Below are 12,682 nucleotides of genomic sequence, written 5' to 3'. Positions count from 1 at the left end.
AAATCAATAAACTCACTAAAGTCGTGAAGCTATTTAAAATCAATAAATTTGTAAAAATATCCGTTTTACTGATAAATAGGTAGGTTATTAAGCAAATAAATAATGCAATAATAATTAAAAAGATGTTAAGCATAATTTTTAAAATCGGTTTTACTGTTGGATACACAATCGTCATCGTCATTGCGAGGACATTACGAAGTAATTGACGAAGCAATCTCAGGAGCTTGTTATTATTTCATGAGATTGCCACGCTCCCTACGGTCGCTTGCAATGACGACTTGGATATCCTACCCCTCTCATTATATATAATCATTTATAACACTACAAACTGCAAATAAAATTCCTTAAATAATTTTAATATTATGTAATCTTAGCCAACCTTTACATTATAAATAGCTATTGTGACAAAAATGTTATAAAAAAATGTTGCTTTCTTTTACATTCGGCATTAACGTATATATTTAGGTTCTTACGTACGATTTCTAAAAGATTTAATTTTGACTATTTTTTGCTGCAAATTATAAGATTTTTTTTGAAAAATGAATAACTAATTCTTTCAAACATCTTATTAATTTTCGCTAAAAAATATCGTAAAATATTAAATCAATTAACAATCGTACGCAAGAACCTAGTATTAATATTTTTAAGGTAAATTGTAATGTCACAACTAGATGTTTTAATAGTAGACGATGAAGAGAGTATACGAAATCTCATTGCTGCAAATTTGAAAGATGAAGGTTTTAACCCTAAGGTTGCCGCTAATAGTACTCAAGCCCTTAAAATACTTTCCGAAAAACCGGTCTCTGCAGTTATACTTGATATTTGGCTTCAAGGAAGCGAAATTGACGGACTTGGGATTTTAGAGATAATAAAAAAACGCTATCCTTTAATGCCGGTAATAATTATTAGCGGTCACGGTACTATAGAAACAGCAGTAAATGCTATAAAAATGGGTGCTTACGATTATATAGAAAAACCGTTTAATAATGATAAATTAGTTATTTTACTTACAAGAGCTTGTGAAGTAACAAAGTTAAAACGCGAAAATATAGATTTAAAATCAAAGGTTATAGATAAAACTGAATTAGTAGGCGAATGTTCGGTAACTTTAAAATATAAAATGGCAATAGCAAAGGCAGCTAGCTCTAGCAGTCGTATAATGATTCACGGTAAAGTCGGTAGCGGTAAAGAACTTGCAGCAAGATTAATTCATAAACAATCTAAAAGGGTTAATAATCCGTTCATTATTTTCAGCCCTACTTGTATGACTACGGAAAAAATCAATCAAGAATTATTCGGCGAATCGGAAAAGCAGGCAAATAATAAACGCCCTACTATCTTAGAATTTGCCAATAACGGTACTTTATATATAGATGAGGTCAGTAATATTCCTATTCCTATCCAAGTAAAATTATTAAAATTCCTTAAAGATCAAACTATTACAAAACCTTGCGGAAAAAATATTAAAATTGATATAAAAATTATCACCGGTACTTCTAAAAATATCCCAGATGAAGTTAATAACGGCAAATTCCTAGAAGATCTATATTATCGCCTTAATGTATCATCTCTAAAAGTACCTTCATTATATGAAAGAAAAGAAGATATACCGCTACTCGTTAAGTATTTTGTTAAGCAACTTTCAAAATTTTCAGGTTTAAAAGAACGTAGCTTTGCCGATGAAACTATCGCTGCTCTTCAATCCTATGAATGGCCGGGCAATATTAGACAATTACGTAACGTTGTTGAATGGACTTTAATTATGAATCCGTTAACTACAGGTAATAATGAAATTATAAAACCTTATATGATACCTTCTGAAATATTAGCAAATAGTGCTAATCTTACAAAACTTGAAGATAGCTTTGATATGTTATCTATGCCGCTTAGAGAAGCTAGAGAAGTTTTTGAACGTCAATATCTATCGGCACAAATGAGTCGTTTTAATAATAATATTTCAAAAACATCCTCATTTGTCGGTATGGAAAGATCGGCTTTGCATCGTAAATTAAAATTATTAAGCTTACATATACCTCCTACAAATAGAATAAATGACGAAGAATATGAGGAAGCAAATGCTTAAAGTCATATCAATAATTACGATTTATTTGTTATTAAGCAGCTGCTCCGAATCTACTCGTGATGCGAACGGATTACTTACGGATAGCCAAAGCACGGTAATTCGGCATTATATAATATCGCAAAATTCTAAAAACCTTAAAGTGAACCTTAAAGAGAAGTTCGGTTCAAATTTAAAAGGAGTAAAATTAATAGGAGTACAGCTAATAAATGAAGATTTATCAGGAATAGATTTGACTTCCTGCGAAATATTACGTACTAATTTTGCAGGTAGCAATTTAGAAAAAGCAATACTTACAAATGCTATAATTCAAGAAAGTAATTTTGCAGATTCGGTAATAAAAAATATTTCCGGATATAATGCTGACTTTCAAGGTTCAATTTTTCACAATATAACATTACAAAATACAAATTTTGTTCAATCAAATTTTAGCGATACTGCTTTTAATAAAACTACTATAATAAATGTCAACTTTGAAAATTCTAAATTTAGTCATGTATTATGGAGCAATAATACTATCGACGGTGTTAATTTTCAAAAAGCTAACCTAAAGAATAATAGCTTTAAAAATACTAATATAACAAATTCAATATTTTACGGTACGGATTTAGAAAAAAGTATAATAAATAATACCAATTTTACTAATAATTATTTTGAATCTAGCAACCTAAGTCAAACTATATTAACAGCAGTAATAATTAAGGATTCTAACTTCACACAAAGTATTTTTAATGAAGTAAATTTTAATAACGTACAAAGTAATAACTCTTGCTTTTCATACGCTTCCTTTCAAGATTCAACATTACAAAATATTAGCCTTACTAAATGTGATTTACAAAATAGTACAATTAGTAGTTCAGTTTTAAAGCATTTTAAAATCGATAATGCGATATTAAATAATATGAGTCTAAACGATAATAAATTTAATAATTTATCAATAAAAAATAGTAATGCTAATTTTGTAAGGATTAATAAAACTAAAGGCTCAAATATTACTTTAGATAATATTAGCTATACTAATAATATTTTTAGCAATAATGATTTTAAACAATTTATAGTGATTAATACTGACTTAAACAGCAGTGAAATAATAAACTCAAATATAACTAACGGACAATTTAATAATATAAATTTTTCTAAATCTTTAATACAAAACGTAAATTTTTCAGATGTTAAAATTACTTTAGGCAATTTAAACCAAGTAGCTCTAATAAATTCCACTCTAACAAATACTGCGGTTATTAACTCCGTCCTTTCTAATTCACAAATAAATAATATTAACTACCAAGCGTATTCCGGTTTTATTAATACTAAGGTTTCTAATAATATTATTTTAAATAGTGATAATTCGAGCAAAATTCTACCAAATAATATAGTAATAAATTCGGTAAAAGATTTGCAAAAAATAACTCACTTAGCAAATATGAATTTAACAAATTTTGACTTGAGCAACTTAATATTTGATAGAGTAGATTTTTCAAATAGTATCTTTAAAAAAGCTAACCTAACAAATACGGTAATAAAAAATTCTATTTTAAAAGAGGCTAATTTTTCTGCAGCAATACTTACTAAAACAGATTTTTCAAACTCAATATTAACAGATAGTATATTTAAATCAGCTAAAATTGATCAGGCGGGCTTTAATAACTCCGACCTAACAAATGCCGATTTGACCGAAGCAGCAATTAAAGATACTTCGTTTGATAAAGCTAAGACAAGCGGAATGAAAGGAGTAGAATAATCTTTATTAAATACCTTGGTCCTTATACGAACATTCAGTATGTCATCCCCGCGTGGCATTGTTGCGTGGATCAGTAAATGCTCTTTATGTCATTCCCGCGAAAGCGGAAATCCAGTAAAACATATAAAAAATTTTTTATATGATTATTTTCAGGTATAATTTTGTCCAATATTAAGGGTTATTTTTCTAGATGCCTGCTTTCACAGGAATAACATAGCATTTACCTGTGGTTGCTCTTGGAAAACCTTGCTTTATTAGTAGGAGTATTAGACGGTGTAAATGAATTATTATTTATAAAAGCAGTAGGACTTTGCTGCTTCATTCTATTAATAATTTGCTGTTGTTTAAGAGTATTTATCTTTTGTTTTCCGGCTATCCTTATAGCTTGAGTAATTTTGGCAGTTTCTACAAATATTTCCTTAGGAGTTTGTAGCTGATCAATTCGCTCATAATGTTTTTTAAGAAACTCTTCTTTTATCTTTGGCTTTATTCCTTTCAAATCAACATATGTTCTATATAACTTCTTTAATTTTATTTGTTGCTTGGAAGATTTGTGAGGAAGTGATTTAATCGAATTAACAAGACTACTACCTATTTCTTTTATAATATTAACTGCAGGCGAAGCTATTTTCTTTATTCCTTCATAAATTTTACCTAACCCACTAGCAATAACATCTAATAGTTTAGGTGCATATTCTTTAGATATAGGGGGTATATCCCTAATAATATCTCTCGCTTCAGTTAGATTATTAGCTAAATGGAGTAATGCTTTTTTCTCCTCTAACTCGGTAGAGCGATTAGCATATGAACTAGCTATATCTGCCTGAGCATCTATAGTATTGGTAATTATTGATTTAGTATCATTAAAAGAAAGATCTATAGGTGTCTTTTTTTGCGTTATAGGCTTGTCTTCTCTTAATTTATCTAGCCTATCACGTATTGCTTGGTCTTTTTGATCATTAAGGCTTTTACTTTTTTGTTCTAGTTTAAGCTCAGATTGCAGCTGCTCAATTAGATCGTCTACTTCATTACCGGATTTTTTTGTGGGTATATAAGGTCTATCTTGGAGCTTTGCAAACCTTTCTTCTAATTCTTCAAGTGATGGAGGAGTGCCTTTAAGTTTTGCTAGTCTTTCTTCTAATTCTTGTATTATTTGATCGTCCTGCTTTTTCTTAGACATATATATACCTCTATAATAATTCCTAGGTTTTGTAAAAGAAAATTAATAAGATTTTTGCCATAATAGTTATTCCTATTTCAAAAAAATCTTATGATTTACAACAAAAAATAGATTAATTTAATTTTCCGCATGCAAAGCCTAGTTATTAATAACACAAACTACTAACTAAAATAAAGTATTTTCTGATATGAGTTAAGATATAATTATATAAAGCTAGCATTATCCGTGTGGATCAGTTTTGCCATTGTCACCTAGTTCCTTGATCACGAGATCTAGTTAAAATACTAATAATATTAGTATTTTAAGTTGTTTTCTGGATACCACACAATTCAGCTAATTCTGCACATGCCTTATTTTCTCATACAACTTTAAACATTTTTCTTTTTTAACCATTCCCTCACTTCATCATTAGTGTAAGTTTTAAAATCAGAGGCATTAATTCTTTGCAAAGCAATTTTGCATCTTCTGAATCTTCTTGTATTTCCTGTAGATAATATTCAATTGCTTTACGTACTATATACCCTTTTGATCTGTCTAAGTTTTTTGCTGACTATGCTAAACTATTATTTAGTTCGTCCGGAATAGTTAAATTCAGTCTGGCCATCTTGTGACCTATCTTGAATTAATAACACATTATGACACATAATAGCACAAACTACAAACTGCAAAAAGCTATAAATACTTATCCAACACGTCCGACATAATTTTACGAGCTACAGGGGCGGCGGCTTTACTACCGCCTCCGCCATGATCAATAAAGACGGTAACGGAATAACTAGGATCGTGATAAGGAGCGAAGCCTAAGAACAAGGCATGATTACGCCTCTCCCAAGGAATAGATTTACGGCTTAAATCATCTTTAGCATTTAGTTTGCCTTGCACCTGCGAAGTACCGGTTTTACCAGCGAGCTGCCTATTTGTGCCTAAAATTCTATTATAATACGCCGTACCTCCCGCAACATTAACGGTATTATACAAACTTTCTTGGATTATTGTGATATTTTTGGACTTAATATTGACATTATAAAATTCCGGATCATTTTTTAATATTCTAGGCGTATACAGTTTACCGTTACTTGCAATAGCTGTAATAAACCTTGCAAGCTGCATCGGCGTTACCCCTAGAAACCCCTGTCCGATTGCTAAATTAAAACTATCTCCTATTGACCAAGGCAGCTTTAATTTTTTCTTTTTCCACTCTTTTGACGGTACAAACCCGCTACTTTCAGGAGCTAAATCGATACCGGTTTTTGAACCGAGGCCAAATTCTCTTGCAACTTCAAGAATTTTATCCGGACCTACTATTCTTGCTAATTCATACATATAAATATTACAAGAATGCTTTAAAGCAGACATCATATCTAACGTTCCGTGTCCGCTATGATTCCAACATCTAAAGCTATTAGTACCAAGAGCAGAGCTACCGTCGCAAAAAACGGTTTTATTAGGATTAATGCCTACTTCAAGGGCTGCAAGTACGGTAATTATTTTAAAAACCGAGCCTGGAGGATAAGAATTTTGTATTACCTTATTAATTAAAGGCTTATAAGGATCACTCGTTAAACTTTGCCAATAATTTTCCGATAATTTACTGAAACGATTTGATTCAAAACCCGGAGTGGAAGCACAAATTAGTACATTTCCGGTTTTAGTATCCATAACTATTGCCGAAGAACCTTTAGGATTTAAATATTGCTGGATATTTTGCTGAAGAGACGCATCGATATTTAAATGCATATCTTCACCCGATTTAGTATGGGTTCCTGCTATTTCTCTTACCTGCTTACCGTAAGCGTTTACTTCAACTTTTTTATAACCAAATGCTCCTCTTAGTTTGTTATCGTAATATTTTTCAATACCGGATTTACCGATATTAAAATCGCTTAAACTATGTATATTTAATTCCTGCTTCTCGTGCTCATTTATTTGACCAAGATAACCGATTAAATGAGAAGTAACGCTTGAAAAAGGATAAAACCTTAAATAACCTATATCAATAAATATTGAAGTGAGTTTATGCTTTTGTTCTTCAATCATTGATACTTGCTGCCAATCAAGCTGATCAAATATTATTAAAGGAGTGTGGCGACTAGATTTTTTAATTTTTTGCTTAATATAATTATATTTTTCCGGAGATAAATTTAGAATATTACTAATTATTTCTAATTCATCCCTATAATTATTATTAATGCTCCTATCTATTACTAGCTGATAACATGGTTTATTAGTAGCTAAAATATTGCCGTCTAAATCGTAAATTCTTCCTCTAGTCGGTGGAAGTACAACGAAACTAATACGATTCTTATCCGATAAAGTCTTATATTCTTCGCTTTTAATAAGCTGTAAATAAAACATTCTTATTCCAAGCAACGATAAAAATCCGAGTTTACCTAATCCGATTATAAAGGCTCTTCGTGAAATTAACTCACCATGTAGTATTTTCTTATTTAGCATACTTTTTAAAGTAATTCATAGGAGAGTCAAGTATAAGACAAATTATATTATAAGAAAATATAGTTGTTAAAAATTGAAAGAAAATTATTAAATATCCATCTGCTTCTAGCTTCTTGATTGTTATTAGTAAATATTTAAAATTCAATATAAATAAACAATAAACGCAAAAAATAATGAAATTTATTAAATAGTTTTTAGCTACAAAATATTTTGAAAATAATTTATAAATCGTATATGCCGATAAGAAAACTAGCGAATTTGTACCGATAGGCATACCACTTATTTGATCTATAAATAGACCGAGAAAAAATATGCTAAAAATATTTAAGGAATATAACGACATAAAATAATAAATAAATATAATTTCCATCGCCGGAAAGATTCTGCTTTGAATATTTATTTTATAACTCACTAACGGAAATAATATTATAAAAAAACATAGCAAAGCAAACAGCAATTTTAATATTATTTGTAAGCTATTTTTATATATTTCCTGTTTTATCTTTAACATAAATAGTTTTTTGTTATATAGTTTTGTATTGTGTCATACCATGACTTGATCGGCAATTAGGTTGTCATCCCACGACTTGATCGCGGGATCTATATAAACAACATTTTATGTGGTCATTTTTACTGGACCACGGGGTGACAATAGAAAAATTGCAACCACCCAACGACCATATCAACCATATACAAAATATAAATTAATTTTCTATTTTGTACAGTTTTAAAAAATGAATATGGATTCTACAATAACTCACAACAACTAGGGTTAGGTCTTTTATCATTATCGCTAAGCTCTAATTCTTCTTGTACCTCGGAACTTGTGGATATAAATAGTTGTTTTGATATAATATTATTTATTGTTGTCGTAGGATCAAAAGACTTAAGCCGTGGGATAGGTATACTAGGTTTATCTGTTATATTTTTATTTTTTGAAATAAAAACCTCCTTTTTAGCTTATAAATACGTCATTGCCAGAAAATTTAGGCTTTTTGTTGCACAGATCGTTTGATGTCATCCCCGCATAGGCGGGGATGACATCAAGTAGGTTTTACTGATCTACACAACAATGCCTGCTCACAATGACAAAATCTATAATTATTAGGTAATATTTTAACTTTCTTCCTCACTTTGTTCTATCGGTTCTAAACCATATAAAGATATCATACGTTCAAATACTCTACCGGCAGTAGGGGCAGCCGTCCAACTTGCAGTTGCAAAGCCAAAGCTTTCTTTAGTCGGTTTCGGCTCATCAAATCTAATAAAAATAATATATTGCGGGTTAGATGCAGGCAGCATACCTAAAAACGATGACGCTCTACTATTTTTTAGATATTTCTTTTTCCCCCCTGCCCCTTGTGAAAGTTTTTCTGCCGTACCGGTCTTACCGCCGATAAGATAGCCTTTGACCTCTGCTCTTTTACCGTTACCTTCTTTTACTACCGCTCTAAATAATTTCTTCATTTGGGTAGAGGTTTTTTCACTAAAAATTTTTTTACCTATTTCTTTTTCATCCTTTTTTTTTAAAAAAGTAAGATCATAAAAAGTACCGCCGTTAACAACCGGTAACATTGCTCTAACAAAATGCAAAGGGCTAATCGAAATGCCATAGCCATACGACATAGTAACACTCGTTAACTCATTCCATCTTTTCTCGGAAGGAAATAACGGAGTACCTCGTTCAGGTAATTCTATTTGTAACTGATCTAATAGACCTAATTTCTTTAGGTATTTTTTAAAATTGCTTTTACCGATTTCAAGCATAATTTGACTTGTGCCAATATTTGAAGAATATAGAAAAATCTCAGGTACACTATGCCATCCTTGCCTTGGCGTATAATCCTTAAGCTGGAATCCTCCTACTTTCATATAACTTATATCATAAGCATCATTCATATTTATTGCACCGGTATCAAAGCCGACTGCCATAGTTAATGCCTTAAACACCGAACCCATTTCGTAAATCCCGAGACTTGCTATATTAAACAGCTCTTCCGGTTTGGCTAAACTCGGATAATGTGGATCGAAATCAGGCTTATTTACTAATGCTAAAATCTCGCCATTATTTGGATCAGCAATAATGCCTACTGCTCCTATGGCCTTAAATTGCTTTAAAGTTTTATCAAGCTCCTCACTTAAAATACTTTGTAATCTGATATCAATAGATAATTGAAGCGGTTCTTTCCGATTCTTTGGTTCGTTTAATTCATAATCAGAATTAGTTAAATACTTATCATAAGCGAGCTCTAAGCCACTAAGCCCTACCGAGTCTCTACCTACATAACCGACAACATGCGACAATAAATTAGAAAAGGTATAAATTCGTTTCTGCTCTTCTTCAAATTCAAAACCAAGTAACCCAAGGCTAGTTATCTTTTCTTGCTGACTAGGTAGTACATCCCTTTTTACCCATATAAAGCTTTTATTTGACTTAAGTTCTGCAAGTAATTTAGCTTTATTAATATCAGGTAGAATTTCTGCTAGCTTTTTTACGGAAGTTTCAGGATCAAGTACTATTTGTGGATTAGCAAATAATGAGGCAGAAGGTAGGTTCACTGCTAATAAATTACCGTTTCGATCAACTATTTCTTTTCTAAATTGATGATTTTTTTTAAAGGAATTAATATTTTTATCGTAAACATTCGTAGCAACGATTATCAATCTGTAAGATAAAGTACAAAAAAGAAAAGAAAAGACACAAATAACCACTAATAATCGGATTTTTGTATTTTTACTACAAACATTCCAAATTGTTAGACTTTTAATTGTAGGTTTCCATTTTTCCCAAATTTGTTTCATATGTTATTTATGGTGTTTCAAACACTAATATTTCCGCAAGCCTTATTTCATTCCCACGAAAGCGGGAATCCAGTACTTTAAAACCTTTTCAAAACTTGATTTGAAAAATAAAAAATCTTTGAAATCAAGATTTTTTGAAAAGCTCGATTTATCTCGCTTTACCCTAGATTCCCGCCTACGCAGGAATGATATCGAACGCTTTTTCCAAGCCATGCAACAATCCTACCAAGATACGAAGATCAACTTCAAAAAGAGCAAAGAATCCACAAGACGAGGAACGGAGCGTATACTTAATACGTGAGTACCACAGTACTTGTAGTATGACGTAGCCAATTTTTGAAGTTCATCGAGTATCCTTCACTCTACTCGAAACAGTCTGTATATACTTATTATTTGTAATTCTTTTGTAACGCCATTTACTACTCTTGGAAATACTAATATTATGATTAAATTTAATATTTTGATCGATATTTGGCCCTAACGGATCTTTTATCATTTGATAAGATTTAACTGTTTCTAATTTTAAATAAGCCGCCGCAAGTTTTTCCAATCTAGCTGGCAAAAGTAGATAAGCTTGCTCTGCTTTTAAAATATGAATATTATTATTCTCACTATTTATCTGTTTTACAACGCTACTTAATTGATAATCAAGAGTTGAGACTCGCTCCTTTATGCTAAACAAACTACATATTACTATAATTGTTATCAATAATGTTAAATAGTGAAGCTTTCTTATACTCATAATTAATTACTCATATATCGCTTTTGCTGCTCGAAGTTTTGCCGATCTTGCTCTAATATTTAGCCCTACTTCTTTATCTGACGGTGCTAGAGCTTTGTTAGTAATAATCTTAAGCCATTTATTTGGATCAATCGTCATGTCGTCTTTAGCATATTTTGATCTTACTACCGGCTTTTCCGAATTTTCTTTAAAGAAATTCTTAACTATCCTATCTTCTAAAGAGTGAAAAGACACCACAACTAAACGTCCGTCTTTCTTTAATATATTTTTTACATTCACTAAAAACTGTTCTAACTCCCCAAGCTCATCGTTTACATAAATCCTAATGGCTTGAAAGGTTTTAGTTGCAGGATCAATTTTGCCTTTTCTAAATCCTATACTACTTCTAACAATCTCGGCTAACTTGCCTGTACTATCAATTCTCGCCGTTTTTCTATATTCTACAATTCTCTTAGCAATTCTTCGTGAAAAGCTCTCATCTCCGTATTTGTAAATTACGTCAGCTAGCTCTTTTTCCTCTGCCGCATTTACAAACTCCTCGGCACTAAGCCCTTGCCCACTCATACGCATATCGAGTGGTCCGTCATGCAAAAACGAAAATCCTCTATCTGCTATATCTAACTGCATTGATGAAACGCCTAAATCCAGCACTATCCCATCAAATTTTTTTTCCTTAAGCTTTGCAAAACTATCCGCAAAATTTGTTTCTACAAAATCAAATCTCTCACCGTAATTTTGCTGAATTTCTTCGGCTCTTTTAATCACGTTTGGATCACGATCCAAGGCTGTGACATAACAGTTACAACTTTCTAATATTGCTTTGCTATATCCTCCTGCTCCAAACGTACAATCTAAATAAGACTCACCGTCTTTTGGGCTTAAGGCCTCTAACATTTCATTTAGCATTACAGGCACGTGAGATTGTATCATTAATGAGCATTCCTTAGAGTCAAGCGCTTTTCATGAGCAATTTTTTGAGCGGCATTTAAATATTTCTCAAAATTCTGCGGCTGCCAAATCTCAAAAATCACCCCTTTACCTACAAAACATGCTTGCTCTTCGATTCCTGCATGCTTCATTAAAGATTGCGGCAATATAACTCTTCCCTCCCCATCAAAGGACAGTTGTACAGCTTCCCCGAATATCATAGTCTCAAACGCATCACGCTCCTCGGAATAAGGATCAAGCGTCTCTATCATCTGCCTTAATTTCTCGATATGCGAAATACCGCATACCTCTATACAATTATTCCTAATCGACGGATAAGCAATTACACCGTTAAATAATTCTTTCCCTAGTACCGCACGGTAATTCGCCGGCACCGACACCCTACTCTTTTTATCAACACCATTTACATACTTAGATAAAAATACATTCATTGGTATAATTTGGGTTAATTTGGGATTTAATGGGAAATTATAGGATATTATAGGAATATCAAGGAGTCAAGGGTTTTTAACAAGGATGAGTTAAATTATTAAGATGTCATACCGTGGCTTGACCACGGTATCCAAAAAAATAATTTAAAATACTAATATTAGTTTTAGAATGGATTCCGCGATCAAGTCGTGGGATGATAGAGGGGGAATTGATCCACACAACAACGCCATACAGGAATAACATCGAACCACACAACAAAGCTTAATCCAATGATTTTATGGATTTTTTTAAGTGATTTTCACC

10 protein-coding genes and 1 pseudogene are annotated in these 12,682 nt (G+C 31.7%); 2 read left to right on the top strand and 9 right to left on the bottom strand.

Annotated elements, in window-relative coordinates:
• Nucleotides 1-175: pseudogene (locus TENJIKU01_RS07515) on the bottom strand (cation:proton antiporter); the annotation flags it as partial.
• A gap of 483 nt (nt 176-658) precedes the next feature.
• Between TENJIKU01_RS07515 and TENJIKU01_RS03595 the strand changes: the two are divergent.
• Nucleotides 659-2,083: a sigma-54-dependent transcriptional regulator gene (locus TENJIKU01_RS03595; protein WP_064429237.1), complete on the top strand. Its 1,425-nt coding sequence runs from the start codon at nt 659-661 to the stop codon at nt 2,081-2,083.
• A complete protein-coding gene (locus tag TENJIKU01_RS03590; RefSeq protein WP_064429236.1) occupies nt 2,076-3,821 on the top strand; it encodes a pentapeptide repeat-containing protein in 1,746 nt (581 codons plus the stop codon). Before TENJIKU01_RS03595 ends, TENJIKU01_RS03590 begins: the two co-directional genes overlap by 8 nt.
• Before the next feature lie 220 nt (nt 3,822-4,041).
• Here TENJIKU01_RS03590 and TENJIKU01_RS03585 read toward each other — a convergent pair whose 3' ends face one another.
• The 8 genes from TENJIKU01_RS03585 to mraZ all read right to left on the bottom strand — a co-directional run bounded on the left by TENJIKU01_RS03585 (nt 4,042) and on the right by mraZ (nt 12,378).
• On the bottom strand, nt 4,042-5,001 hold the full coding sequence (locus tag TENJIKU01_RS03585; protein ID WP_064429235.1) for a hypothetical protein: 960 nt from the start codon (nt 4,999-5,001) through the stop codon (nt 4,042-4,044).
• A 672-nt stretch (nt 5,002-5,673) separates the two neighbouring features.
• Entirely contained in the window at nt 5,674-7,455 is a 1,782-nt protein-coding gene (gene mrdA, locus TENJIKU01_RS03580) for a penicillin-binding protein 2 (protein WP_064429234.1), read from the bottom strand.
• The gene (locus TENJIKU01_RS03575; RefSeq protein ID WP_064429233.1) at nt 7,445-7,966 is read right to left on the bottom strand and encodes a hypothetical protein; all 522 of its coding nucleotides are present in this window, start codon (nt 7,964-7,966) and stop codon (nt 7,445-7,447) included. The genes mrdA and TENJIKU01_RS03575 overlap by 11 nt, the downstream gene beginning before the upstream one ends.
• A gap of 236 nt (nt 7,967-8,202) precedes the next feature.
• Complete coding sequence (locus tag TENJIKU01_RS10665; RefSeq protein ID WP_082894502.1) at nt 8,203-8,397, bottom strand: hypothetical protein; 195 nt, start codon at nt 8,395-8,397, stop codon at nt 8,203-8,205.
• Between the two features lie 174 nt (nt 8,398-8,571).
• Nucleotides 8,572-10,257, bottom strand: a complete 1,686-nt coding sequence (locus tag TENJIKU01_RS03565; RefSeq protein WP_064429231.1) for a peptidoglycan D,D-transpeptidase FtsI family protein — start codon at nt 10,255-10,257, stop codon at nt 8,572-8,574.
• A gap of 343 nt (nt 10,258-10,600) precedes the next feature.
• On the bottom strand, nt 10,601-10,999 hold the full coding sequence (locus TENJIKU01_RS03560; protein WP_064429230.1) for a hypothetical protein: 399 nt from the start codon (nt 10,997-10,999) through the stop codon (nt 10,601-10,603).
• A 6-nt stretch (nt 11,000-11,005) separates the two neighbouring features.
• Nucleotides 11,006-11,929: a 16S rRNA (cytosine(1402)-N(4))-methyltransferase RsmH gene (gene rsmH, locus TENJIKU01_RS03555; RefSeq protein ID WP_064429229.1), complete on the bottom strand. Its 924-nt coding sequence runs from the start codon at nt 11,927-11,929 to the stop codon at nt 11,006-11,008.
• Entirely contained in the window at nt 11,929-12,378 is a 450-nt protein-coding gene (gene mraZ, locus TENJIKU01_RS03550) for a division/cell wall cluster transcriptional repressor MraZ (protein ID WP_010977464.1), read from the bottom strand. The genes rsmH and mraZ overlap by 1 nt, the downstream gene beginning before the upstream one ends.
• Nucleotides 12,379-12,682 lie beyond the last annotated feature (304 nt).

It is taken from the genome of Rickettsia sp. Tenjiku01 (genome assembly GCF_001653015.1).
Classification (GTDB): Bacteria; Pseudomonadota; Alphaproteobacteria; order Rickettsiales; family Rickettsiaceae; genus Rickettsia; species Rickettsia rickettsii.
Note: the sequence above shows the minus strand (reverse complement) of the source record. Positions and strands in the feature narration are given on the sequence as shown.